The following is a 26,038-nucleotide window of genomic DNA, read 5'->3' as shown; positions in this document are numbered from 1 at the left end:
TTGTTACTAATAATAAATAAATATGGTATAATATATACACTAATAAACACAAAGGAGTGGTGCTTTGAAAGAAGGCCTGATTATTAAACTTATCGGTGGGTTATACACTGTGCTAGATAATGAAAACAATACTTACGAGCTAAAAGCTCGTGGGAAGTTTCGTCATATCAATAAATCACCTAAAGTAGGGGATAGAGTATTATATGATGAAGACTTTATTAAAGATATTAAAAAAAGAAAGAATAATCTAGAAAGACCACCTGTATGTAATATAGATCAAGCTATTCTAATTAATAGCGCCAAAGAACCTAACTTTAGTTTTAATCTGTTAGATAGGTTCTTAATGCTTATTGAAAATGAGGATATAACTCCTGTTATTGTTGTTACAAAAATAGATTTATTAAGTAAAGATGAATATATTATCTTGAGAAAGAAGATAAGTTATTATGAAAACTACTACAAAGTTGTTTATCTAAGCTCTAAAACCAAAGAGAATATTGAAAATTTATATCATTTATTTGACGGTAAAATCAGTGTTTTTGCTGGTCAAACAGGTGCTGGGAAAAGTAGTCTATTAAATGCGCTCAATCCAAACTTTAATTTAGAGACAAATGAGATATCAAAAGCTCTCGGAAGAGGAAAGCATACTACGAGACATAGTGAGTTGCTTCCAGTCCTTGGAGGATTAGTTGCGGATACACCAGGATTCTCTAAGTTGGATTTCTTCGATATAGACATCGATAATGTACCAATAAACTTCGTTGACTTCTTTGAACTATCAAATCAATGTAAGTTTAGAGGTTGTACACATATTAACGAACCAAAATGTAAAGTAAAAGAAGAAGTAGAAAATGGTAATATTCTACCTTCACGATATTTTAATTACAAAATAATTCATGATGAAATAAAAAATCAAAAGATAAAATACTAGAGGTGATTTTATGATAGTAGCTCCATCAATACTAAGTGCTGACTTCGGTAACTTAGAAAAATCTTTTAAGAAAGTTAGTAGTGCCAAATGGTTACATGTTGATGTAATGGATGGCCATTTTGTACCAAATATTTCAATTGGTCCAGTTGTTATAAAAGGATTAAGAGAATATACAAAACAAGTGTTAGATACCCATTTAATGATTTCAGATCCTGAAAAATATGCTCCTGAGTTTGTCAAGGCAGGTAGTGATAGAATCACTTTCCATATTGAGGCAGTTGAAGATCCATATGGACTAATCGATAAACTACGAGAATTAAATGTCTCAGTTGGTATATCAATTAAACCAAATACTAGTGTTAATAGTATTCGTGAACTAATTCCACTTATTGACCAGGTGCTTGTAATGAGTGTTGAACCAGGTTTTGGAGGTCAAAAGTTCATGCCTAATGCTCTAGATAAAATAAGTGAACTGAGTGAGTTAAGAAAACTATGGAATCCGGAACTACTAATTGTTGTAGATGGTGGTATCAATGAAACTACAGGTAATATGTGTAAAGAGGTTGGTGCAGACGTATTAGTTGCTGGTAGTTATGTTTTTAACAGTGAAAACCCTGAAGAGAGAATCAATAGTTTACTATGAAGTGTAATATTGTAACTGGACCGAATAACTATGATTTAAAGGAAATATTCACTGTCGATGAAACATTTACAATTGGTGCTGATATTGGCGCTTATATTTTAAGTAAAAATGAAGTAAAATTTGATTTAGCTCTCGGTGATTTTGATAGTGTAACTCCTTATGAGTTTGAGAAAATCAAAAAATATGCTAAAGAGATAAAAGAATACCCAATAAAAAAAGACCGAACTGATACATTCTTAGCGGTTGAAGAAGCTCTTATAAGAGGATTTGATGACATAACGATATATGGTGGTTTAGGAAGACGTATGGACCACACAATAGCTAATATAATGCTTCTAAAACTAGGTGACATTAAGATTGTTTCTGAGAATGAAGTTATGTATATCCTAGATCCAAACACATATGAAATAAATAATACCTATAAATATATTTCCTTCTTTGCATTAGAAGATGTAGAGGGTCTGACATTACATGGATTTGAATATGAGTTAAATAATTACAGTTTAACTGTTGATGATCCTATCTGTATAAGTAATAAAGGAAAAGGGACAGTAAGTTTTAAAGAAGGATTACTTCTTGTTGTACATCAAAAAGAACAGTGAAATCTGTTCTTTTTTTATTATTCAACTGAAAATAGAATTAATTCAAATATCTAGTTATTGTTGAATTTGCCAAATAGTTATATAATATTGATGTAGGAGGTAATAAAATGAATACAATCGAGATTGGAAAGTATATAAAAAGAAAACGTATCGAAATGCATTTAACACAAAAAGAAATCGCAGAGAAGCTAAGTATTAGTTTCCAAGCTGTGAGTAAGTGGGAGACTGGATCAACACTCCCAGACACTAGTATCTTAATGGAACTTAGTGATATCTTAGAAGTAACTGTTGATCAAATACTAAATGCAGGAGAGTTCAGAAAAAGAATGAATAAAAAAATCAATATTAATGAAGTAGCAGATGCAATTGAATCTATTTTAAGAGTAAAAGATGTTTTAGGGCCAAATAATGGTATCTATAAAACAATGATGCAAGGTATAAACCAAGACATGGAAGTACCATTCGAAGAATTCTACAAAAAACCTCGTAATCGCGAAATATTTGTAGCTAAATCAGTAATTCAATTAATAATAGATGGATACTCAGTTGATGAAGAAACGATAAAAGAATTTTTTAAATTTGAGGATATTCAAGCAAAACTTGTCAAAGTGCAAGTTAAATACAATAACCAATAGTTAGTAATAACATTTCGATACCCCATATAAAGGCATCAAAAAAGATGTCTTTTAAGGGTATTTTAATACGAAAAAAGCACTCAATTTTGAGTGCTTTTTATTCGTCTTTTTAAAAGAAAGGGAGATTTATTACATAAAAAAAGTCGCTAAGCGACTTTAAGAAGTTTGCTTATGCTCTTTTTACTAGACCGCTTTTTAAAGCTCTAGTAGATACTAATACTTTTTTGATTGTTCCGTCTTCTTCAACGATTCTTACTTTTTGAAGGTTAGCTTTCCATCTTCTCTTAGTTGCATTCATTCCGTGTGAACGGTTGTTACCACTCATACCTTTTTTCTTTGTTGCATAACATTCTCTTGCCATAGTATATACCTCCAATCGTATATTGCTTGATTTCAAGCATAAATAATTGTATCATACTTGAATTAAAAATCAAGCAAAAAATATATTTATTTTTAAAAAAGTATCTTCTAATATATATATAAGGATATGTGTTTTAAAATACGCTATGCTTTGATATTCAAAGTATGAGCCTGTAATCATATGTTTTCGGCTTCACTACTGAAAAAGACTTTCCGTTTGCATTTAAATTATAATTGTGATAAAATAACACAAGTTATAGCGAAAATAAAACAATTATGTATAAAATATATTGGAGGAATAAATATGAACCCAACTGTAATTGATGGTAATTTAATGAAACTTTTAATTACTAACGGTACTATTGCCTTAAGAAATGATCATCAAAGAATTAACGAGTTAAACGTATTTCCAGTACCTGATGGTGACACTGGAAGTAACATGCAATCAACTATGATGAGCGGTGTTAAAGCAATTAGTGCATTAGAAAATGAAAGTGTAGAAAAAGTAGCAAAAGTATTATCAAGAGGACTCTTAATGGGAGCTAGGGGAAATAGTGGAGTAATTTTATCTCAACTATTTAGTGGATTTGCCAAAGTATTTAAAGGTAAAACTACTGCAACTGTTTCAGAGTTTACTGAAGGATTTGTTCAAGGGGTTAAACAAGCATATAGTGCCGTAATTAATCCAGTAGAAGGTACAATTCTTACAGTAGCTAGAGAAGCTGCTGACAAAGCAGTAAATGATGTAAATGAAGAAACAGGATTACTAGACATTATGAATGTTTATGTAAAAGAAGCTTATGAATCATTAGACAGAACACCAGATTTATTACAAGTGTTAAAAGACGCTGGAGTAATTGATTCAGGTGGAGCTGGATTTAATGTAATTATTGATGGAATGATTTTGGCACTTGAGGGTGAAATTTTAGAAGATTCTAAATTTGCTACTGTACCAAGTGTTGCTCAAGAAATTGGAATGTATGATGGCGGAGAAGACTTTGGTTATTGTACAGAATTTATCGTTCAACTTAAAGATGGAGATAAATTCAATAAAGAAAAATTCACAAAACGTATTTCACGTTTTGGAGATAGTTTAGTTGTAGTTGCAGATGAAGAAATTTGTAAAGTACATATCCATACTCAAACTCCAGGAGACGTTTTAAACTTCGGACAACAATATGGTAACTTTGCGACACTAAAAATTGAAAATATGACATTACAACACAGTGAAACATTACTTCATGCAGAACAAGATGGACATGACTGTGGGCATGAACATGCACATTACGAAAAACCAAAAACAAAATACGGAATCATCACTGTAGTAAACGGTGAGGGATTACAAAATACATTTAAAGAAATGGGTGTATCTTGTGTTATTGATGGTGGACAAACAATGAACCCATCAACAGAAGATTTCATCAATGCAGTTGAAAACTTAAACTGTGATCACGTAATCATTATTCCAAATAATGGGAACGTACTTTTATCAGCACAACATGCTGCAAAATATATGGAAGAAAGAAGTGTTTCTGTTTTACCAGCTAAAACGATTGCTCAAGGATATGCATCATTAACAATGTTTGATGCTAACCAAGAGTTAGAAGTGAATATCGCTGAAATGGAAGACTTAATTAAAAATGTAAAAACTGGAGAAGTAACATATGCAGTTAGAGATACTGAATACAAAGGTGTTGAAATTAAAAAAGACCAATGGATGGGTATTGCTAACGGAGAAATCATTTCTTCAACAGAAGATAGATTATCTGCAGTTTGTAAATTAATGGAAACGTTAGTTGACGAAGATAGTGAAATAGTTACTGTTATTTACGGGAATAATGTAGATGAAAAAGAACTAGAAAAATTAATGTTATCAGTTGATACACATTACCCAGATGTAGAAATAGAAGTTATTGAAGGAAATCAAAACATCTATTCATACATTTTAGCAGTAGAATAAAAAATAAAAAGGACTTCGGTCCTTTTTTTTATTTATGGTATAATTTATTCATGAAGGGAAGTGGAGATATGTTTAGAAGAAGTTCAATATTTAAGATATTGTTTATCGTAATTGTTATTGCAGTAGTATTATATTCAGCTACTTTTGCATCTAAAGAGGTTAGTAACAAAGTAACGATTGCAACAGCTTTATTAGGGTTTATCGCAATTATCTATCAACTGTATAAAGACAGTAGAATAAAGAAAGCAGAGTTCTTGTTCGAACTAAATGATAAGTTCAACTCAGATGAACGAATCATGATAAGTTATGAGTTGTTAAAGAAAAACAGAAAGCTAAAAATTGATTTTTCAAAAGACGAAATTAGTAATATGGGAAATTATATAATGTTCTTTATCATCCTTAATTACCTTGTAAATAAAGGGCAAGTTAGTATAAAAATGGTTGATAAGATATTTGCTAATAAGTTTTTCTTACTTTGCCATAATGAAGCAGTCCAAAAACAACAATTTAGTACAAAAGAAGTAGATATTAATTATCCGATTATGGAGTTATATGAAACTTGGTATAATTATCGTCAAATAAATGGACTTAATGTCCTATACAACAAGCAAAACGTTTATGCCAAACATAGTAAAATTTTCACTCCAAAGAATGGTTTAATCTCATTTAAATGTCGAAAAAAGCGAAAATTTGTTTTCTATTGGAATAGACTATTCAAAAAAGTGAATACCGAAAAGTCATTCAAATAAATAAGTAGTTCAGATGAACTACTTTTCTTTTTGTCTTTATCCTCTAAATTTGTTATAATATTTAAGGAATAAAAGGTGATTTTATGAGTATGTTATTAACAATTAAAGGTATTGGACCAAAACTGAAAGATAAACTAAATCGTAATGAAATTTATGATTGTTTTGATTTGATTAATAAATTCCCATCTCGTTATGAAATCTATCACCTTACAACTTTATCTGATGCAGCTGACAATATACGTGTAACATTAGAAGGAAAAGTCACTAGTGTACCTACAGTCGCATATATAAGAAAGAACTTCACTAAGTTAGCGTTTAAGGTAATAATTGAAAATAGACCATTCTCCGTTGCTATATTCAATAGAGAATACCTAAAGAATATATTAGATATTGGAGAAGATATAGTTCTAACAGGGACAATTGATAGAATTAAGAACACCTTCACTGCCACAACATTAAAACTAAAGAGAAATTTCAAAAATGAAATTGAACCGATTTACAATGTTGATGGGGTTGGCGATGCCCAGTTTAATAAAATAGTTAAACTATCAATAATCGAATATGGATATTTAATTGAAGATGATCTTCCAGAATCATTAAGAAAGAAATATAAACTAATTACATACAGCGAACTACTTAAACTAGTTCATAATCCAATAACAAAGAAAGATTTAGAAAAAATTTCTAGAAGAATTAAATATGAAGAACTATTTAAGTTCCAATTTAAGATGCAATATATTAGATTAAGAAATAAAACAAAAAAGTCTTTATCTAAAAAATATGATATTAATTTCATAAGACAATTTATCAAAACTCTTCCTTTTGAATTAACAAACGCTCAAAAGAAAGTGACAAATGAAATCATAAAAGACATCAAATCACCTTATGTAATGAATAGATTACTTCAGGGTGATACTGGTAGTGGTAAAACAGTAGTAGCGGCAATCACAATTCTTACAGTTTTGAATGCTGGGTTCCAAGTTGCATTGATGGCACCGACGGAAATTCTCGCAAGACAGCACTATAAAACCTTCTCCAATTACTTTAAAGATGCTAAATACGAGATTGTATTCCTTAGTGGTAAAATATCCCGCGAACAAAGAAAAGAAAGACTGGAGATTATTAAAAATAATTCTCAAGTACTAATCATCGGTACCCATGCTCTATTTAGCACTGATGTAAGATATAACAATTTGGGTTATGTAATAACCGATGAACAACACCGTTTCGGTGTTAAACAACGTCAAAAATTACGAGAAAAAGGATTTAATCCTGATATTCTATATATGAGTGCAACACCTATTCCAAGGACATTAGCTATTTCATTATTTGGTGATATGGATATATCAACAATCAGAGAAAAACCTGCTAATAGAAAAAAAGTAGATACTAAATTATTTAGGAATAGTGAAATGAATCTTGTTCATATGATAATTGAGGATGAACTGAATAAAGGTCATCAAGTTTATGTTGTAACTCCTTTAATTTTAGAGAGTGAGAAATTAGATTTATCCAATGCTCAAAAAGTATTCAGCACATTGAATAAAAGGTTTAAGGAATTCAGTGTTGGGATGATGCATTCTAAAATTAAACAGGAAGACAAAGAAACTGTAATTGATATGTTTAATGCCAATAAGATAAATATATTAGTTAGTACAACAGTAATTGAAGTGGGAGTAGATAATCCAAATGCAACCTTGATGGTGGTAATGGATAGTGATCGTTTTGGTTTATCACAACTTCATCAATTACGAGGAAGAATTGGTAGAAGTAATCTTAAAAGTTACTGTTTATTAATCCATAAAGATAATGAAGAAGTAAAAGAAAGACTGGAAATTATGGAGAAAACAGATGATGGATTTAAACTCAGTGAAGAAGATCTTAGATTAAGAGGACCAGGAGAGTTCTTTGGTGCTCGTCAAAGTGGTGATATAAAATTCAAAGAAGCCGACATCGTCAGAGATGCCCACATTCTTGAAATTGCCAAAAATGATGCCCTAGAAATTCTTGATAATAAAGACAGTTATTATCAAAAACAATTTCAACTAATATTTAAATACCTAAAATCTGTATTAAAAAAATCTAATTTAGATTAATGTGTTATAATTAATAATCGAGAGGTGATATCATGATTAAAATCGCAGTAGACGCAATGGGTGGTGACTTTGCTCCTAAAGAACAAGTAGAAGGTGCAATGCTTGCTATCAAAAACATTGATGATATTGAAATAACCCTTTATGGTGATGAAAAAGCAATATATAAATATTTAACAAACACAGAAAGAATCAAAGTTGTACCTAGTGAAGGGACAATTGATATGGGTGAAAAAGACCCGATTAGAGCAATTAGAAATAATCGAAAAAGTTCAATGGCTCTAGCATTATCTAGTGTAAGAAGTGGTGACAATGATGGAGTTGTTTCAAGTGGAGCAACGCAAGCTTTAATCGCAGGTGCCCATATTTTAGTTGGTCGTATGAAACAAATGAAACGAACAGCTATTGCACCATTAATCCCAACTATTAACGGCGGAAGTACTATTCTATTAGATGCTGGTGGAAACATTGAAATTAAACCTGAATATATGTTAAATCAAGCTTACTTTGCACATGTTTATGCACAAGATGTTTTAGGTGTGAAAGAACCGAAAATTGGTTTAATCAATATCGGAACTGAACCTGGTAAAGGAAGACAATTGGATAAAGAAGCATTTGAACTATTTAAAAACGACTCACTCTTAGACTTTGTAGGAAACGTTGAACCTAAAGAAGTATTAGATCCACCATGTGATATCTTAATCAGTGACGGGTTTACCGCAAATATAGTTATGAAGACAGTAGAAGGTACCGCAAAAGGTATGGGTAAATTGTTAAAGCAAAAACTTAAAAAAGGTATTCTTGGTAAAATAGGATTGCTATTTAGTGCTAGGAATCTTAAAAGTTTTAAAAAAGCTATGAGTGCTGAAGAAATCGGTGGCGCGATGATATATGGTCTTAAAGGTGTTGTAGTAAAAGCACAAGGTTCAAGTAGAGCGAATGGATTCTATAATGGAATCAGACAAGCTGCGCTTATTTGTCGTAAAGATGTCTTAAATAAAGTTAAAACTCACATCGAAGAGATGGTTGAATAATGGAAAAACTGGAACAATATTTTAAACTGGATTTTTCAGACAAACAATTACTTAAAACTGCGTTAACTCATTCTAGTTATGCTAATGAGAATCACTGTGAATCAAACGAAAGATTAGAGTTCATGGGCGATGCTGTTCTTGATGTTATGATGGGAAAATACCTCTTTGAGAAGTATCCTAAATTTAATGAAGGAAATCTAACTAAAACAAGAGCTAAAAATGTATGTGAATCTGCTTTAGTAGAATATGCCAAAGCGTGTGAATTAAATAAATATTTACTATTAGGTAAAGGTGAAGAAAAATCTGGTGGTAGAAACAGAGTAGCTTTACAAGCGGATGCTTTTGAAGCTCTTATCGGTGCTGTATATATGGATAAAGGAATAACAGAATGTTATAAAATATTTGATAAAATTGTTGTCCCAATTGTCGAAACAGATGGAGAAGATAATTTCGTTGATTACAAATCATACTTACAGGAGTTAGTTCAATCAGATAAAAGAACTTTAGAATACCGTATTGTTGATGAAATTGGACCTTCACATAGTAAGACATTTGTAACCCGTGTTTATATGGATCAGATACTTATGGGCGAAGGAAAAGGGAGAACAAAAAAAGAGGCAGAACAAAATGCCGCAGAAATGGCTCTAAAAAAACTAGCCATAAGATCAATGAAATTTTAAAATAAGACAATGATGTAAAATCATTGTCTTTTGTTTTAAGATAATCAGAACAAGCGATATATCAAAAATTAGAAAAAACATAAATAAAAGTTTTCTAATATCTAATGGTCGAAATGTAAATGAAATTTATGAATGAACTGTTTAGTTATTGAATACGCGATGAATTATATGTAAGAGAATAGAAATGCCCAAACAGGGGAATTACTTATCCCCACTAACTATTGATAAAAATATATGTGAATTCTGTTGACTACAAGGATAATAATTCTATTAAAATTAACACAAAATATTAGATTGTAAATAGTCAAATAATGCTTTATTAATATTCTTTACATAAATCGTTAATTACATAGACCATATTTCTTGAAAAAAGACTTGACAAATCACCACACTTTACATTGTGGATAACTATGTGGAAAACAATGCTACAAAGCCAAAAAACAGGGTCAATACAGTAAAATATTTTTATTGAAAAATAATCTCTTTTTTCACTTTTTTTGTGCTATAATATAACTCCAAGAGAGGTGAAGGAATGGACGTTAAAGACATCAAATCATATATCAAAAGAAATATCATTGATTTTTCTGAATTAGTTCTGAATAATTATTACAAAATTGGTCTTGATGAAGTTGACGCTGTCATTATCATCAAACTTAAATATTTACTAGATCGTCAAATCACATTTATTCATCCAAAAAAACTATCTGAAATGCTAAGCATTTCTTCGCAAACCGCAAACAAGAGATTAAATAACTTAATGGATAAAGGGTTAATAAAAATGGAGTTAATTTCTAACGGTAACGGAAAAGAAACAGAGAGTTTCAACCTCGATCTTGTCATCGAACAAATCATCAAAGCCGATTTCGAAGAGAAAATCATGGAATCAAGCGATCAAAACAAAAACATAGAATCACGACTTGTTACATTATTTGAAACTGAATTCCGTAAACCACTAAGTGTTTTAGATATTCAAACAATAACTAAATGGTTAAGTGAAGACAATTATTCATTTGAAGAGATTAAGGGAGCATTATTTGAAGCTTCAAAAGCTCGTAAGCTTTCAACTAGATATGTTGATAAGATATTATTAAGTAAAGATGATCAAACACCTCAGACTAAATATAATCAAACAACTTTAATTAGGAATCTAAAGAAAATATGGACAGAATAGATATAATTCTAACTACATTTGATGAAATGTTTCCTGATGCCAAGTGTGAACTTAATCACACAAATGGCTTAGAATTATTAATAGCAGTTATGCTTAGTGCTCAAACTACAGATAAATCAGTTAACTTGTTAACTGATTCTCTTTTTAACAAGTATCAATCAATTGAGGATTATATTAATACACCGTTGGAAGAATTGCAAAATGACTTAAGACGAATTGGACTTTATAAAAATAAGGCTAAAAACTTGAAACTAATGTGTGAAAAGCTCAAAAGAGAATATAATAGTGAAGTGCCTTCAAGCCAGGAAAAACTAGAAAGTCTACCAGGAGTTGGAAGGAAAACAGCAAATGTTGTTTTAAGTGTATGGTATGATGTACCTAGAATTGCTGTAGATACTCATGTAGATCGTGTTTCTAAAAGACTAAAACTCGCATACCTTAAAGATAATGTAAGAAAAGTAGAAGAGAAATTGATGCGTAAAATACCAAAAAACAAATGGTCTGACACTCATCACAAAATGATTTTCTTTGGAAGATACCACTGTACTGCAAGGAATCCTAAATGTGCAAATTGTACTCTAAAAGATTTATGTCGCTATCCAAACATTTAAAAGCCAATTAAAATTGGCTTTTTTTTTATGGTTTGGTTCAGTTTTTGGATAAGTGTCAAAAATGTCTATGTCACATTTGTCAGAACAGAATTGATTTTAATTAGATTATTTTCAAATAAATCCAATAATAATACACATATTGGCACCTTTGTGCTAAATTTACCACAAGTTAAAGAGTATGGATATTTTATCAAGTTGATGTTAAACATAAGTCTCTAAAATTCCTTTAAAATTGAATAAGAGGTGGTGACTTTATGAAAGTTACAAGTTTAAAGAATAGAATCAATAAAAGAGTTGAACTAGATAAGTTCAAAAGTGATTTTACTGATATCGGAAGCTTTATTAAAAGAAAAAGAAAGGAATTAAACGTTACTCAAGATGAGATAAGTAATGGAATATGTAGTATCAGTTATTTATCTAAAATTGAAAATAACCAGATTGTACCAAATGATTTTTATGTTAAGGAGATTATGGACCGCTTGGACATTGAAGATGATGTTTATAGTAAAAGTATAAAAGATAAGGAATATATTGATAGTACTTTAAAAGCATTCTTCTATATGGATGATGAAGTAATGATTAATATCTATGACGAAGTGAAGGATATTAATCACAATGTTGTTATTAATCTTTGTAAGTTAGGATACACAGTTTATTTTAATCTTGTTGATGAAGACCAATACGTGATGATGCTAGAACATGTAGTGAATAATATGAGTAATCTTGAAGTGAAAGTCTATTTATATTTTAGCGCACTATATTTTATTCAAAATGAAAAATATAAAGTAGCTTTGGAACTCATTCTTTTAAACAGTAAGATAAGAGCAAACAATGATTTACTTGATTCACTATTCAATGAACTATCTTATTATGTAAAACAAAGGTTTCTAATAAAGAATAGTTCAAGTGATGATTATCATAATGCTATGACAATATTTAATAGATATCATAATGTAAAGAGGATAATGATTCTTGCATTACATAAAGCATTGTTTTTAACTATGGAGAATCCGAAGAAAGCAATGAGACTATTAAATACAATCAAAGTAAAAGAGCTCTCAAGTGAAATAAAAGACCTTTTCTATATCATCAAAGCTGAGACGTTATATTATCTAAATAACTATAAAGATGCATCATTTTACTTAAAGAATATTTCAAGAAACTCTGAATACTATTTAAAGAAAATGATTCTACTATTAAAAATATGTAAAGCTGAAGAAGATTTTGAAACAATCGAGAACATTAAAGATATAGTAAGAGAATATAAACCAAAGAAAAGTGAATTAAGAAATAAGATACATTATCATTTTCTAACCCAAAAAGATAAGCAGAATCAAAAAGAATATTTAAGAGATATTGCCATTCCTTTTTCAATAAAGATAGACGATTATGATTATTTGAGTATATATACTAATGAAGTAATGGACATTTGTGTTGAGAATTCTAGATATAAAGAGGCAATAAGTTACTACAATAAATACCAGAAAGAGTTAAATAAAGTAAGAAGAATTTTATATTAATGATTTTCCCTTGTATTAACTTTTATATTGGCATAGAATACTAGAGAATGGAGTGTTTCTATGAACGAAAACAGTGATTTACTCGGTAACACGAACATAAGAAAACTATTAATAAAATTAAGCATTCCTGCGATAGTAGGAATGGGAGTTAATGCATTATACAATTTAGTTGATACAATTTTTGTTGCTCAAGGAGCAGGAGAAATTGCTATTGGTGCTTTAGCATATGCTTTCCCTGTTCAAATGATTCTTTATGCAGTAGGATTAATGATTGGTATTGGTGGAGCTAGTGTGTTCAGCCGTGCATATGGTCGTGGTGATACAGAAACAATGAAACATACAATTAATACATCTTTGAGAGTAGGAATTGTTTTAGCATTGTTAGTTTCACTTTTTGGATATTTATTTTTAGATGAAATGCTTGTCTTTTTTAGAGCAAGTGATTCAAATATTGGTTTTGCCAAAGATTATCTTTCAGTAATCTTAATTGGACTAGTACCACTAACTTTATCAATGGTTTTAAATAACTTTGCTCGTGCCGAAGGTCGGGCTAATCTTGCAATGTTTGGTTTTATTATGGGTGCCGGATTAAACATCATCTTAGATCCTATTTTTATCTATGATTGGGGATTAGGTCTAGGGGTTAAAGGTGCCGCTATCGCTACAGTTATTTCGCAGTTCTCATCTTTTACTTTCTTGTTCTTCAATAGTTTGAGTAAAAAGAGTATTTTAGAAATAAATTTAATAAATCCATTTCTAATAAATTTAAAAGTTTTAAAAGATGTTGTAGTTATTGGCCTACCGACATTTGTTAGAAATAGTTTAGGAAGTATCTTATCAATAATCATCTTTATACTTATCGATGAATCAGTAAGCGGAGATCCTGCTATATATATATCCATATACGGAGTAATGAATAGATTGATAAATTTCTTGTTCTTACCAAGTTTTGGTGTTGTCCAAGGTTTAGCCCCAATTGTTGGATTTAATTACGGAGCTAAGAAGTTTAAACGGATTAGAGAAACTATTAATGATGCTACATTATTTGTCTTTGTATATTTCACAATTGCATTAATCTTGATTCAAGTATTTGCACCACAAATGTTTATGATTTTTAGTAAAGATCATAGCGAGTTCTTTATCAGTACTGGAGCTAGAGGATTTAGAATCTTATCATTAGGATTTATGTTTGTTAGTTTCCAAGTAGTTATGGGTAGTGTTTATCAAGCAATGGGTTATCCAATCAAAGCATTACTTGTAAGTCTTTCAAGACAGTTTTTATTCTTCCTACCACTTGTATTCATTTTTACTAATCTCTATGGACTGGACGGATTATGGATTACATTTGCAGTAGCAGACGTACTTGCAGGAATCTTGAGTATTATCTTGTTTGTTAGTAACCAAAGATATTTAAACAGAATGATCGAACCAGAATTATTAACTACATAAAAAAAAGCTTATCAATCACGATTGATAAGCTTTTTATTTAATATGCTTTAACTATTTTGTTTGCTAAACCTAAGTAGTCTATACCGATTTCTTCATCAGCTCCAAAAATACTTAAACTATTTTTTGGTTGGCCAATAGGAATACTAGATAAAACGCGAGTTTTTAGTTTGTCAGCAACGATTTTTCCGCCACCTGAACCAAAGATTTGTACATCTTCACCTTTGTGTCTGAAGTAACTCATATTTTCAACGATACCTAATATTTCATGTTCTAATTGCTCAGCTGCAAATCCTGCTTTAACAGCGATGTGTGAAGCACTAGGATGTGGAGTTGTAACGATTAACATTTTGCATGATGGAATTAATTTTTGAATATCTAGAGCTACATCACCAGTCCCTGGTGGAAGATCTACAAGAATATATTCAATGTTATCATCCCAGATTACATCATAGAAGAAATGATTTAACATTTTTCCTAACATTGGTCCACGCCACATTAAAGGTTTGTCTGGAGTTAAAAAGAATTCAGTAGAAATTAATTCAATACCATCAACATTATAAGGAATAATTTTCTCATCTTTTGTTCCTTTTGGTGGAGTTATTTCCATATCTAATATTGTAGGAATACTACTTCCGTAAATATCTGCATCAATAATACCAACATTTTTACCTAAACGTTTTAAAGCATAAGCCAAGTTAGCAGTTACTGTAGATTTCCCTACACCACCCTTACCACTAGCTACACCGACATAACGTACTTCTCTAGATAAAATACTAGTTGATAGTTTGTTTAATTGGTATTCAGTTTTAATACCTGTGAATCCTAATTCTATTTTTAACAAACGTGCTAAATCTCTAGTCATATTTCTTTTGAATTCATCATCGTCTTTATCAAGACCAATAACCATAGTTACTGTTTTTTTCTCTTCATCTATTGCTAAATGCTTAACACCATTTGAATCTCTAAGTGTTTTATCACTTGATGGATCTTTTAAATCTAAAACTCTTTCTATTACTTGTTCTTTTGTCATCATAATATCACCCAAAATTTATTATAATACTTTCATAAAAAAAAGCAACCAAAATACTATTTTATTGGTTGCATAAATTCACCTCTAAAGATTGCCTCATCACTCCCGATACTATAGACCTTAGAAACTCTGATCTCGATATCTAAATACGGGTGTATTCCCTCTTTAACTTTGACGATTAAAGGTATCTCTAAATCATGCTTTATTTCATTAAGAAAAGCTTGACCTTTTTTGTTCATTCCTAAGACTCTAATGTAAGGAATTTCAAATGATGTAATCTCATGTTTTTTTACATTACACAAAATATGAGCGAGTGCTCTTTTGATTTTAGAATTAGTGTATCTTCTAGTTAGAGATTTATGAATAAATTCACTAACATTGTTGAAAGAATTTATCTTTAAAAATCGGTTCTCTATACCCTCTGTGATATTGAATATTTGATGTAAATCTTCACTAGTAGAAGAACTAAAGATATGCCTGATAGGTAAATAGAAATCTTCATAACCTACTGGTTTTCTTGTGGTAAGAGTTTCATAGACATCTTTTGGAACATAATTAACTATGTCATTTTCATTGTTAACTAACTTTCTAATAGTTGTAGCACTTTGAATCGTGGAATTTTTATCTTCTTCATCAAAATAATTTGTACTTATTCTTTTGATTGTTTTAAAAACTATTTTAGAATTAAGTTTCTTACCAGCTAATATATACTGGATACCTAGTATATTGTTAGGAAGATCATAAGAGTTGTTAGGATATAAATCTTTCATAGCTAAATCACTACTTGTTGGATAACTATTCCCATCTTTTGAATACTTCTTGATTAACATGTTAAACTCAGTGCTTTCTAAAATATTACCTAAATGGTGTAATTCGTCGATATCGCCCGTCTCACTACCAAAGTATATTTCATCGACACATAAGTGGTTTAGGATACTAACGCTTGTAGAAGCGAAAATATCAGCGTTTTGGACTGTGAACACAAAAGGTAACTCAATAACCAAATCAACCCCATTATTTAAAGCCCATTTAGTTCTTGTGAATTTGTCAATTATCGCTGGTTCACCTCTTTGAGTGAAGTTCCCACTCATCACACAAACTAAACGATCAGCTTTGCTTAATCGCTTTGTTTCTTCAATGTGGTAAACGTGTCCATTATGTAATGGATTGTACTCGACTATAATCCCAACTGTTTTCATAATATCACCAATTAAATTATACCTTATAATTGACTTTTTAGTATAATAAAAGTATAATTTGTATCGCACAGGAGGTGAGTGGACATGAAATGGACAACTCATGAATTGATGAAATTAGAGAATATTGATAATCAGATCAATGAAACGATTGATTTATCGGAGTTAATATCAAATACTGATATTATTAGGATTAATCAAGTGGAAGTGACTGGTGATTTTGAAATCTATGATGGGGAAGAGTTTATTTTCTACCTAGATATTAAATGTACACTTGTTTTACCATGTGCAATTACCCTAGACGAAGTGGAATATCCTGTTGATTTAAGCGTAGAAGAGGTCTTTACAACATACAAAGATACTGATTCGAATGTAATTGACGGAATAACTATTGACTTATTACCGATAATATGGTCTAATATATTGTTGGATAAGCCAATGCGCGTTGTTAGTGAGCAAGCTCACGATAAAATCGACTTCGAAAACACTGAGTTTGAAGAAGAAGAAAAGCAGAACGCATTCGCAAGTCTAAAAAAATTACAATCATAGGAGATGACTAAATGGCAGTACCGTTTAGAAGAACCTCTAAAACAGCTAAAAGAAAACGCCGTTCTCATTTAAGATTAAGTGTACCTGGTATGGTAGTTTGTCCAAATTGTGGAGAAATGAAACTAGCACACAGAGTTTGTAAAGAATGTGGACATTATGCTGGAAGAGTCGTTCTTGTTGCAAAAGAAGACGAAGTAATCGAAGACTAAATTTCGAAAGAAAACGCTGATTTCAGCGTTTTTCTTTTACAATTTTTTAAGGATATGATAAAATAATTTAGCCGGAGGCGATTGTATGTATAAACATGTTAGTGTATTACTAAATGAATCACTTGATTATCTTAATATTAATAAAGATGGAATTTATGTGGACTGTACCCTGGGTGGTGGAGGACATTCTTTTGAAATCCTTAAGAGATTAGATAAAGGTCATCTATATTGCTTTGATCAAGATGATTATGCTATAGCAAGAGCAAAGGAAAAATTAGATACATTAAATAAGAACTTCACAATAATAAAAAGTAACTTCGTTAATATAACTGAGGAACTTAATAAGTTAGGAATTGAAAAAGTTGATGGTATTTTATATGACCTTGGGGTTTCATCTTTCCAATTTGATATTCCGGAACGTGGTTTTAGTTATAATTATGATGCTCCACTTGATATGCGTATGGATCAATCTCGTGAGTTAACCGCAGGAAAGATAGTAAATGAATTCTCTTTTCATGATATTAAGAATATCTTAAATCGTTATGGCGAGGAAAACCAAGCAAAATATATCGCAAGAAAGATTGAACAAGTTAGAGAAGAAAAACCTATCAACACTACATTTGAATTAGTAAAAGTAATTAAGAGTGCTTTACCACAAAAATTATTAAGTAAAAAAGGACATCCGGCTAAGAAAACTTTTCAAGCTTTAAGAATAGCTGTGAATGATGAACTTCAAGTCTTTGAAAAGTCGTTATCACAGGCTTTTGATTTACTAAATTCTGAAGGTAGAATTGTTGTAATAACTTTCCATTCATTAGAGGATAGAATCGCAAAAACATTGATGAGAGAAAAGAGTGTTTTAAATATTCCTAAACATATTCCAATAACACCAGATGTTAAACCTGATTTCGAATTATTACACCGTAAGGTTATCCTTCCTACTGAAGAAGAACTAAAAGTAAATAATCGTGCTCATAGTGCGAAATTACGAGCGGTTAAAAAATTATAAGAAATCCCTTTAAGTGTATTGACTTGTACGTTTCTTTATGATATTATACTAATGCTGACTTTGAAATGCGGGTGTGGTATAACGGCTATTACCTCAGCCTTCCAAGCTGATGACGTGGGTTCGATTCCCATCACCCGCTCCATTTTTTATGTCGGTGTAGTGATTCTTTTTTAAAAAGATGATCTCAAAACAACAACTAGTATAATTGACAGATATATTAGTCTATGATATTATACTATTTACATACATGCAGGTGTGGTATAACGGCTATTACCTCAGCCTTCCAAGCTGATGACGTGGGTTCGATTCCCATCACCTGCTCCAAGTTGTTGATAAAAGACCTAGAAATAGGTCTTTTTTATTTACTTCTTTATGGAATCGAAAAAACTAAAAAAAAGAGGAATTTTCCTCTTTTTATTTGAATGTAATATTTAATTCTGTTTCAGCATCTAAATTTGCAATTGTATAGCTAATGCTACAATATTTTTCTGCTTGATCCATTGATTTAATAATTTGTTTTTGTTTTGCCTCATCTGCACCTGTAATAACAACATTAGTAACAAGTTTGTTGATAATAGTTGGTACCTCATCACGTTTATAACTATTTACATCATAAGTTACTTCAGTAAATGTTAATTTACGTTTTCTCATAATTCCTATGAAAGTTGCGTGTAAGCAAGATGCATATCCACCTAAGAATAATTCATAAGGTGCCATACCTTCTCCTTTGTAGCTTAGTTTTGTTTCATAATTTTCTACTTTTAATATACCTTCGTGTTTATCATTGAATGATACGTTTACATTGTTAGCCATGTGAAACTCCTTTATTTTTTCTTGTTGTCAATATAACGCTTTTTGCATTCCAAAATCAACTCTAATGCATCAATTTTGTCATGGAAATCATAAACTTCAACCGTTTTATTTTGTTGTAAATCCTTATATGTTTTAAAGAAATGTTTAATTTCACGTCTTGTATGAACTTGAATATCACCAATCTCATTAACATGTGAGAAACGTGGATCAGAATCAACTACACCGATTATTTTTTGGTCTGGTTCACCATTATCTACCATGTCTAGGTATCCAACTACTCTTGCGTCAACAACACATCCAGGGAATGTTTTTGAAGATGCTAAAACTAATATATCAAGAGGATCATTATCCTCTGCTAATGTAAACTCTAAGAACCCGTATTCAGCAGGGTAAGTCATTGGACTATATAATACTCTATCTAATTTAATGCGATCATTTTTCTTATCAATCTCATATTTGTTCTTTGTTCCCATAGGTATTTCGATTATTGCTTCATAGATTTTTTCCATGATACACCTTCTCTCTTAATAAATTATATTCTTATTATGAAAAATTTTCAATAACATTATGAAAACAGATGAAAAAACGTGATACGAGCTTATATTGATAGATAAAAAAATGGTATTATGATAGAATATAGGCAGTGTAAAAGGAGGTGAATAATATGGACAACGAGTTCGTAAAAGAGATTATTGAGTTGATTAATACTAAAACAAAAGAAGAAATTTACAAACAAGTATTAGAGTATCACCCTTATGAAGTTAGTGAAGCTTTACTGGAAATGACAGTAGAAGAAAGAATTAAATTTTATCGAGTATTTAAGGGTAATGATATCTCCGAAATAATCAGTTACTTGGAAATTGATGATGCATTACGTCTTTTTGAGGAAATGAAACCTAGATATATTGTTAATATTATTCAAGACCTTGATACAGATGATGCAGTTGATGTTATGTTAGCATTTAAAGAAGAAGACCGAGCTGGATATCTAAAAATGATGGATGAAGAACATCGTGAAAATATTAGTTCTTTATTCCAACACAAAGAAGATACTGCTGGATCAATAATGACAACTGAATATATTGAAATAAGTATTAAAGATTCAGTTGAATCAGGAATGAAAAAACTATTAAAACAAGCGGTAGATGCTGAAACAATTAACACTATATATGTAACTGACACAAAGAATACTTTGGTTGGGACATTATCACTTCGTGAAATGATCCTTGCAAGGAAAGGTCAGTTTATAAAAGATATTATGAATACACGTATTATTTCAGTTCCAACATCACTCGATCAAGAAGATGTTGCTGTCATCTTCAAAGATTATGATTTTACATCATTGCCTGTTGTCGATAATCTAAATCGCATGATCGGGATTATCACAATTGATGATATTATTGATGTAATTGAAGATGAAGCTAATGAAGATTACTCTCGTTTAGCTGCAATTAGTGATGTAGAGATTGATACTGATAATGAAACAATCTGGATGAGTGTTAAGAAACGTTTACCATGGCTTTTAGTTTTAATGATATTAAGTTTCTTTACTTCAACAATTATCGCTCAATTTGAATCAACCTTAGCCATAGTTCCAACGATTGCTTTATTCATGCCGATGATATTAGGGATGGCAGGTAATACAGGTACACAAAGTTTAGCAGTTACAGTAAGAGGGCTAAATAGTGATGAGTTTGAGGATAGAGCAGATATAAGAAAACATCTTATAAGAGAAGTAGGAACTGGGTTATTAAATGGACTTATTATTGGAGCGATATTGTTCTTTGTAACTTACGGATTCTTATTATTGAACGGAAGTTCTGAAGCATTTAAAATAACGCAAGTTGTTAGTTTATCAATTATAGTAAGCTTAACTGTATCAACATTAAGTGGAGCATTGATTCCAATCATTATCAATTCGCTTAAAATTGATCCAGCAGTGGCAAGTGGACCATTTGTTACAATGATAGTAGATATCTTAGCTTTAAGTGTTTACTTTAGTCTAGCAACAATCTTAATTATTAATACATTATAAAAATAACGTTCAATTTGAACGTTATTTTTTTATGTTATCTAATTCGCTTTTACAATATTCCTTATCCTCATCCTTTTCAACCTGGTCAATTGCATTATATCCCAGTTCTAGATACTTGTTCATATTGTCTAAATCATGTAGAATTTGATATGCATGAGCCATCGATTCATAGGCAAATACAAGATCAAAATCGCCAATGTTATTTTCTATTGTTTGCTTATAACAAGCCTTAGCATGTATCAGAGCACTTTCACCCATTTTAAGCACTGAATACACTCTTGAAACTTGCCAATCGCCCCTAACGATATTTAGAATAGGAGCACCGCTCATTTGCCAATGAAATCTTGAAGCGTGTACATAATGAATCATCTTTAAATCGTCTTCATTATTTCGATTCTTTTTGTTTAAATAATCCCAGGTCTTGTTAAAGTAACTGATTCCTAGTTTCTTATGATCTTCCAAAGTCATACTATAGCTCCTTTTTCATTTTAATGTGATCTATCTCAGCTTCTTGAAATATATCACCAACAGGTATATATCCGAGATGTTCATAAAAGTCTTTAACATATAATTGGGCATTTAAAATTAATTCTGTTAAACCTATTTCTTTAGCATGTTCTTCAATGAAACTCATCAGTTCTGATGCAACACCTTGTTTCCTATATTTAACTAGCGTTGCTACACGTCCTACTTTATTCTTATATAATCTAGCAGCGCCAACAGGAATTTCATCAATATATGCTGTAAACAATGTACAATCATTGTCTAATCCATCAAATTCAATCTCATAATCTATTTCTTGTCCTATGACGAAAACTTTTCCACGTACTAAAAAATTATCAATGATTTCCTTTTTATTAACTGCTACAACTACCTTCATATTAATTCACCTTTTTCCATTATATTCCTTCTCTTATTATAACTTATTTATATTTTATTTTGAATTAATATATGTTAGAATTATGCACGAGGTGGAAAAAATGGAATTATATCATTATATTATAATCGCAGTAGTAGCTATTGTAGCGGTTGTTGTATCTGTCGTATTATTAAATAGGAGTAAAGTTGAAAAGAAGCAATATGAATTACCTACCATTTTAGAATTACTAAATAAGAAAAATATTGTAGGTATTGATTTTATAAGAAATAAGATTGTGATCAATTTTAATGATGTAACTTTATTTAATACCGATCTACTTCTTGAAAAAGGAGCAAAGGGGATTAGTATTGTTGGAAATAAAGTGAAGTTTTACTTTGATGGAGACAATGAATTGAATGAAAATATCTATAAGCAAATAAAACAATTTATAGAAGGGTAGTGAAATATATGGAACGTGAATTTGTTGTAACAAATGAACAAGGGATACATGCGCGTCCTGCTACGAAATTGGTTCAATTAGCAAATGATTTTAGTGCAGATTTAGATTTATTATATAAAGGTAGTACTGTTGATTTGAAATCAATTATGGGTGTACTAAGTTTAGGAGTAACAAGAGGTTCTCTTGTTGTCATTAGAGCTAACGGTGAAGATGAGAATGAGGCTATCAAGCAAATAACAAAATTCTTTCAAGAATTAAATAACTAATAGAAGAGTGATAATATGATATATTTACTTGTTGATAACGTTACAGGATTCTTCGATTTCCTGAATCCGATTATTAACTTTCTAGAAGAATTAGACCATATTGGTTTAGCTCTTTATACATTTTTTGAGGTGTTACTAATAATTCCGCCAATTGAGGTTATATATTACCCGTTAATTCAACTTAATGTTGATACGTGGTATCTATATTTACTCAATGTTGTTGTCTTTAATGTAATTGCTTCAGCCTTTGGATATTTTGTGGGAATGAAAATTGGTTATCCAGTTTTACGATTCTTTGCTAGCGAGGAAGTACTTGAAAAAGCAAAAAAACTTTTTGATAAATGGGGAATTTTGGCGGTAGCTCTTGGAGCTTTTACACCGATACCATATACAATAGTAGTATTTTTAGCAGGTATTTCGCGCATGGACTTTAAAAAGTACATGTTAGCAGGGATGTTAGGAAGAATTCCACGGTATGTTTTGGGGGGTTATGTTCTTGTATTTATTGTGCAAGAGATTAACTCTGAAGTACTTAACCAATATATGTTAATAATGAGTATAATTGGTATGCTTCTTGTTGTGTTGTACTATGTCTTGCAGACTATATACAATATATACAAAAAGAAGCAGCAAGCCTAAAAATAAAAAGCGCTGTTTAGCGCTTTTTTTATTTTTATATGAATCGTAAATCTTCTGAAGTCAAGTCTAATCTATTAATTAAGAGATCTTTGAATTGTGAGAATTTTGCTGGATTATCTTCAATGTAAACTTGCATTAATGCTTTTTTACCACTTTCTTTAGCCTCATCCAGTCTACTTAAATCTTTCAAAGCAAATGATTTAGTTAAATATAGTGTTGCAAGAGCTCCGGAAGTTTGATATTTTTTACAATATTCTATACCTTCTTTAGCAATGTTTACAACTTCTTCAAATTTTTGCTGTCTGCCTAGTATTGGAGCTAAGGTAGATAAAACTGTTGGAATAAACAAACTATCACCTGATGAAATGTATTTAAATTGAGATGAAGTTATAATTTGGTACATGTGAATAGATGGCTCATAGTTATCCATTATTGAAGAAACTTTAACTATCTCCATTAATATATTAATCTCTATCCAATTATAGGTTTCATTTTTTACACAATTGGGGTAATCCACCATAATTGAATATAGCTCTAAAGCATGTATATCAGAAACCATTTGAAGATTGTGTTGGATGCAAACGAAGCAAAAATCAAAAAACGATTTATTATAGGTTGATATAAAAACATCATCTCTTAGTATTACTGCTTTATTGTATGCATCTTGATATCTCAATTGTCGTATAAGAGTATAAATATTAGTTAGTTTTTGGAGTTGCTTATTTTGTTTTGTTTCAAATACATGATGCAAAGAACTAATGCTCAATTTAAGTCTATCTGCTAACAAAAGAAGGACTGAATTAGGGATTGAGGTAGCTCCACGTAAATATCTTTTGTATTGGCTTAAAGAAATTATACCATCAATTAGGTCTTCCCTTGATATGTTTCTATCAAGTCGTAAACCATCTATAAACAAACCGAAATCTCTAGTGTTTTCTGACATTTTATGGACACCCCCCTTTTATGGGTCATATATGAACTTTTCATTTATTGTAAAAAAATATAAAATACAGTCAAGGAGTTGATTTATTATGAAAAAAGTTTTAGCATTTTTAGTAGCATTAGGGTTTATTTTTAGTACAGCAAGTGGGGTAATCGCGGCATCTGATATTCCAGTACCAAGTGATTACGATAAAATACCTACTGAACATTTACCTTTACCAGTATATTAGTCTATCTACTAAATTACATTTTACTATATAAATAACTGATTTAAAAGAGACAATATAAAGTATTACTAACAAAAAATGAAAACGGGTTACTATTTTTTGTTTTTTATTATGCCAAATTTCCAAGAAGTTTAAGGAGGAAAATTATGAGTGCACTTCAAGAGTTAACGATTGAGTATGATGGGATGTTGGGAACGATAAAGCAATACTCATGCGATCCATATGTTGTAAGTTATTTAAATAAACTGAAATCAGCAATGAAATCAGAAGATTTTGAAATGATCAAAATCATGATTAATAAACTTAATGAATGGTATGAAGAAAATATAAATGCGATAGAAGAGAATAGATGGGTTATTAATGTTGATTCACATCATAAAACGCAAAGATTATTAAAAGAGTTTATGTTTAAATTCGAGAATTAAAAAGTAGAAGCTTAATGGCTTCTACTTTTTAATTGTCTTATAGATTATTAGATCAGTTTCGCTAACATCAAAAATATCTTTAATTAATTTTTTTGTTTCCTTGATGAGTGATTGATTTGTTACTATATTCAGTAGAGAGTATAATTTTGTTAAAGAATCTAAATAACTATCATTTTTGAATAGTTCTCTTTGATTCAAAGCTTTTAAATAATATATTGAAATCAAGAAATTAAGTGGATGGTAAATTTCGTATTCTTCAATAACTTTCATTGTGAGCTTTAAAGATTCCTCATTTTTACCAATTTTACCTAATCCTTTTATTGCACTTAATTGAAAAGGTAATAGATAGTTTTTGAACTCAGAGAATTGTTCATCATTTTGCTTGTTTAATATGTCGTAACAGTAACTAGCGATTCTATAATCACCTTTTTTAATTAGGTGGTCTTGGACAAACATAATACAAGACAATTCGATAAATGATAATGAGTCTTTCTTGAATATATCTTCGTAGTCCATTAATTCTAGTATTTCATCGACAGCTTGATTAATCGTTATTTTGTCAAAATGTAGATCAAGTTTTATTTCTATAAATTCTAGTAGTTGCATGTTATATTTTGACATAACTGAAGATAATTCTAAGGACTTGAATTCAACACTGGCTTTATTATACTCATCCATGTGTATTAATTTATATATTTTTATTAAATCTGCATAATCCTTATCTTGTTTCTTGCGAAATGATTCGTAAGCATGTATTGTGTTGAAATCTAACCTCGACATTAATGCATTTAGTGTTTCACTTCTTAATGAAGATTCACCTTTAATGAAACGGTAGTATTGTCTTAATGAGATTATGTTTTCTACAAAGTCTTCTCGTGATATATTTCTTGAATCCCTTAATTCATCAATGAATCTTGCGAAATCATTAGAGTTTGGCATGG

The 26,038-nt window shown here is 30.4% G+C and carries 31 protein-coding genes and 2 tRNA genes; 24 read left to right on the top strand and 9 right to left on the bottom strand.

The features are described from left to right. Positions 1 to 64: 64 nt before the first annotated feature. The 4 genes from rsgA (at position 65) to KQ51_RS09540 (ending at position 2,811) form a co-directional block, all read left to right on the top strand. On the top strand, positions 65 to 931 hold the full coding sequence (gene rsgA, locus KQ51_RS08450) for a ribosome small subunit-dependent GTPase A (RefSeq protein WP_038471181.1): 867 nt from the start codon (positions 65 to 67) through the stop codon (positions 929 to 931). A gap of 10 nt (positions 932 to 941) precedes the next feature. Continuing rightward, positions 942 to 1,574, top strand: a complete 633-nt coding sequence (gene rpe, locus KQ51_RS08445) for a ribulose-phosphate 3-epimerase (RefSeq protein ID WP_038471179.1) — start codon at positions 942 to 944, stop codon at positions 1,572 to 1,574. Then, positions 1,571 to 2,176, top strand: a complete 606-nt coding sequence (locus tag KQ51_RS08440) for a thiamine diphosphokinase (protein ID WP_038471177.1) — start codon at positions 1,571 to 1,573, stop codon at positions 2,174 to 2,176. Before rpe ends, KQ51_RS08440 begins: the two co-directional genes overlap by 4 nt. A 107-nt stretch (positions 2,177 to 2,283) precedes the next feature. After that, complete coding sequence (locus tag KQ51_RS09540) at positions 2,284 to 2,811, top strand: helix-turn-helix domain-containing protein (protein ID WP_052609409.1); 528 nt, start codon at positions 2,284 to 2,286, stop codon at positions 2,809 to 2,811. A 169-nt stretch (positions 2,812 to 2,980) separates the two neighbouring features. Here KQ51_RS09540 and rpmB read toward each other — a convergent pair whose 3' ends face one another. Then, positions 2,981 to 3,172 (bottom strand): 50S ribosomal protein L28, encoded by a 192-nt coding sequence (gene rpmB, locus KQ51_RS08430; RefSeq protein WP_038471175.1) that lies wholly within the window; start codon positions 3,170 to 3,172, stop codon positions 2,981 to 2,983. 303 nt (positions 3,173 to 3,475) lie between these two features. On the opposite strand from rpmB, the gene KQ51_RS08425 reads away from it, so the two are divergent. From KQ51_RS08425 to KQ51_RS08385, 9 genes are all read left to right on the top strand, one after another. Further along, positions 3,476 to 5,131, top strand: a complete 1,656-nt coding sequence (locus KQ51_RS08425) for a DAK2 domain-containing protein (protein WP_038471173.1) — start codon at positions 3,476 to 3,478, stop codon at positions 5,129 to 5,131. Between the two features lie 68 nt (positions 5,132 to 5,199). Continuing rightward, positions 5,200 to 5,880, top strand: coding sequence for a hypothetical protein (locus tag KQ51_RS08420; RefSeq protein ID WP_038471171.1), 681 nt, complete (start codon positions 5,200 to 5,202; stop codon positions 5,878 to 5,880). A gap of 83 nt (positions 5,881 to 5,963) precedes the next feature. Then, complete coding sequence (recG, locus tag KQ51_RS08415) at positions 5,964 to 7,976, top strand: ATP-dependent DNA helicase RecG (RefSeq protein ID WP_038471169.1); 2,013 nt, start codon at positions 5,964 to 5,966, stop codon at positions 7,974 to 7,976. A gap of 32 nt (positions 7,977 to 8,008) precedes the next feature. Beyond that, on the top strand, positions 8,009 to 9,007 hold the full coding sequence (gene plsX, locus KQ51_RS08410) for a phosphate acyltransferase PlsX (protein ID WP_038471168.1): 999 nt from the start codon (positions 8,009 to 8,011) through the stop codon (positions 9,005 to 9,007). After that, entirely contained in the window at positions 9,007 to 9,687 is a 681-nt protein-coding gene (gene rnc, locus KQ51_RS08405; RefSeq protein WP_038471166.1) for a ribonuclease III, read from the top strand. Before plsX ends, rnc begins: the two co-directional genes overlap by 1 nt. A 532-nt stretch (positions 9,688 to 10,219) precedes the next feature. Further along, positions 10,220 to 10,858 carry a DnaD domain protein gene (locus KQ51_RS08400; protein WP_038471164.1) on the top strand — a complete coding sequence of 213 codons (639 nt, stop codon included), beginning with the start codon at positions 10,220 to 10,222 and terminating at the stop codon, positions 10,856 to 10,858. Beyond that, positions 10,846 to 11,469, top strand: coding sequence for an endonuclease III (nth, locus tag KQ51_RS08395; protein ID WP_038471162.1), 624 nt, complete (start codon positions 10,846 to 10,848; stop codon positions 11,467 to 11,469). Before KQ51_RS08400 ends, nth begins: the two co-directional genes overlap by 13 nt. A gap of 254 nt (positions 11,470 to 11,723) precedes the next feature. Then, the gene (locus tag KQ51_RS08390; RefSeq protein ID WP_038471160.1) at positions 11,724 to 12,989 is read left to right on the top strand and encodes a helix-turn-helix domain-containing protein; all 1,266 of its coding nucleotides are present in this window, start codon (positions 11,724 to 11,726) and stop codon (positions 12,987 to 12,989) included. A gap of 60 nt (positions 12,990 to 13,049) precedes the next feature. Beyond that, entirely contained in the window at positions 13,050 to 14,438 is a 1,389-nt protein-coding gene (locus KQ51_RS08385) for an MATE family efflux transporter (RefSeq protein WP_052609406.1), read from the top strand. A 37-nt stretch (positions 14,439 to 14,475) separates the two neighbouring features. Here KQ51_RS08385 and KQ51_RS08380 read toward each other — a convergent pair whose 3' ends face one another. Beyond that, entirely contained in the window at positions 14,476 to 15,471 is a 996-nt protein-coding gene (locus KQ51_RS08380; protein ID WP_038471158.1) for a P-loop NTPase, read from the bottom strand. A 53-nt stretch (positions 15,472 to 15,524) separates the two neighbouring features. Then, positions 15,525 to 16,667 carry a nucleotidyltransferase gene (locus KQ51_RS08375; protein WP_052609405.1) on the bottom strand — a complete coding sequence of 381 codons (1,143 nt, stop codon included), beginning with the start codon at positions 16,665 to 16,667 and terminating at the stop codon, positions 15,525 to 15,527. Positions 16,668 to 16,751: 84 nt separating this feature from the next. On the opposite strand from KQ51_RS08375, the gene KQ51_RS08370 reads away from it, so the two are divergent. From KQ51_RS08370 to KQ51_RS08350, 5 genes are all read left to right on the top strand, one after another. Continuing rightward, a complete protein-coding gene (locus tag KQ51_RS08370; protein WP_038471156.1) occupies positions 16,752 to 17,213 on the top strand; it encodes a YceD family protein in 462 nt (153 codons plus the stop codon). An 11-nt stretch (positions 17,214 to 17,224) separates the two neighbouring features. Next, positions 17,225 to 17,422: a 50S ribosomal protein L32 gene (gene rpmF, locus KQ51_RS08365; RefSeq protein WP_038471155.1), complete on the top strand. Its 198-nt coding sequence runs from the start codon at positions 17,225 to 17,227 to the stop codon at positions 17,420 to 17,422. An 85-nt stretch (positions 17,423 to 17,507) separates the two neighbouring features. Further along, positions 17,508 to 18,431, top strand: a complete 924-nt coding sequence (gene rsmH, locus KQ51_RS08360) for a 16S rRNA (cytosine(1402)-N(4))-methyltransferase RsmH (protein ID WP_038471152.1) — start codon at positions 17,508 to 17,510, stop codon at positions 18,429 to 18,431. Positions 18,432 to 18,498: 67 nt separating this feature from the next. Further along, positions 18,499 to 18,573 (top strand) — tRNA-Gly (locus KQ51_RS08355). 107 nt (positions 18,574 to 18,680) lie between these two features. Further along, positions 18,681 to 18,755: transfer RNA gene (locus KQ51_RS08350), tRNA-Gly, on the top strand. A 90-nt stretch (positions 18,756 to 18,845) separates the two neighbouring features. Here the strand turns inward: KQ51_RS08350 and KQ51_RS08345 are convergent. Next, positions 18,846 to 19,244, bottom strand: a complete 399-nt coding sequence (locus KQ51_RS08345; protein WP_038471150.1) for an OsmC family protein — start codon at positions 19,242 to 19,244, stop codon at positions 18,846 to 18,848. 11 nt (positions 19,245 to 19,255) lie between these two features. Further along, entirely contained in the window at positions 19,256 to 19,753 is a 498-nt protein-coding gene (locus tag KQ51_RS08340) for an inorganic diphosphatase (protein WP_038471148.1), read from the bottom strand. A gap of 155 nt (positions 19,754 to 19,908) precedes the next feature. On the opposite strand from KQ51_RS08340, the gene mgtE reads away from it, so the two are divergent. Next, a complete protein-coding gene (gene mgtE, locus KQ51_RS08335; RefSeq protein WP_052609402.1) occupies positions 19,909 to 21,279 on the top strand; it encodes a magnesium transporter in 1,371 nt (456 codons plus the stop codon). 21 nt (positions 21,280 to 21,300) lie between these two features. Here mgtE and KQ51_RS08330 read toward each other — a convergent pair whose 3' ends face one another. Continuing rightward, positions 21,301 to 21,747: a hypothetical protein gene (locus KQ51_RS08330; RefSeq protein WP_038471144.1), complete on the bottom strand. Its 447-nt coding sequence runs from the start codon at positions 21,745 to 21,747 to the stop codon at positions 21,301 to 21,303. A 1-nt stretch (position 21,748) separates the two neighbouring features. Beyond that, on the bottom strand, positions 21,749 to 22,159 hold the full coding sequence (locus KQ51_RS08325) for a GNAT family N-acetyltransferase (protein WP_038471142.1): 411 nt from the start codon (positions 22,157 to 22,159) through the stop codon (positions 21,749 to 21,751). Between the two features lie 100 nt (positions 22,160 to 22,259). Here KQ51_RS08325 and KQ51_RS08320 point away from each other — a divergent pair, with 100 nt between their 5' ends. Genes KQ51_RS08320 through KQ51_RS08310 form a run of 3 tightly spaced genes read left to right on the top strand, consistent with a single transcriptional unit; the run spans position 22,260 to position 23,503 of the window. Then, on the top strand, positions 22,260 to 22,598 hold the full coding sequence (locus tag KQ51_RS08320; RefSeq protein ID WP_038471140.1) for a hypothetical protein: 339 nt from the start codon (positions 22,260 to 22,262) through the stop codon (positions 22,596 to 22,598). Positions 22,599 to 22,606: 8 nt separating this feature from the next. Beyond that, complete coding sequence (locus KQ51_RS08315; protein ID WP_038471138.1) at positions 22,607 to 22,864, top strand: HPr family phosphocarrier protein; 258 nt, start codon at positions 22,607 to 22,609, stop codon at positions 22,862 to 22,864. A gap of 15 nt (positions 22,865 to 22,879) precedes the next feature. After that, positions 22,880 to 23,503, top strand: a complete 624-nt coding sequence (locus KQ51_RS08310; RefSeq protein ID WP_038471136.1) for a YqaA family protein — start codon at positions 22,880 to 22,882, stop codon at positions 23,501 to 23,503. Between the two features lie 34 nt (positions 23,504 to 23,537). Here the strand turns inward: KQ51_RS08310 and KQ51_RS08305 are convergent, their stop codons facing one another. Continuing rightward, entirely contained in the window at positions 23,538 to 24,446 is a 909-nt protein-coding gene (locus KQ51_RS08305; protein WP_038471135.1) for a hypothetical protein, read from the bottom strand. A gap of 88 nt (positions 24,447 to 24,534) precedes the next feature. Here KQ51_RS08305 and KQ51_RS09780 point away from each other — a divergent pair, with 88 nt between their 5' ends. Both KQ51_RS09780 and KQ51_RS08300 read left to right on the top strand, forming a co-directional pair. Further along, the gene (locus KQ51_RS09780; protein ID WP_158497960.1) at positions 24,535 to 24,675 is read left to right on the top strand and encodes a hypothetical protein; all 141 of its coding nucleotides are present in this window, start codon (positions 24,535 to 24,537) and stop codon (positions 24,673 to 24,675) included. A 143-nt stretch (positions 24,676 to 24,818) separates the two neighbouring features. Continuing rightward, positions 24,819 to 25,097, top strand: coding sequence for a hypothetical protein (locus KQ51_RS08300; RefSeq protein ID WP_038471133.1), 279 nt, complete (start codon positions 24,819 to 24,821; stop codon positions 25,095 to 25,097). A 21-nt stretch (positions 25,098 to 25,118) separates the two neighbouring features. Here KQ51_RS08300 and KQ51_RS08295 read toward each other — a convergent pair whose 3' ends face one another. Further along, complete coding sequence (locus KQ51_RS08295) at positions 25,119 to 26,036, bottom strand: hypothetical protein (RefSeq protein ID WP_038471131.1); 918 nt, start codon at positions 26,034 to 26,036, stop codon at positions 25,119 to 25,121. Positions 26,037 to 26,038: the final 2 nt, after the last annotated feature.

It is taken from the genome of Candidatus Izimaplasma bacterium HR1 (genome assembly GCA_000755705.1).
Lineage (GTDB): Bacteria > Bacillota_I > Bacilli_A > Izemoplasmatales > Izemoplasmataceae > Xianfuyuplasma.
Note: the sequence above shows the minus strand (reverse complement) of the source record. Positions and strands in the feature narration are given on the sequence as shown.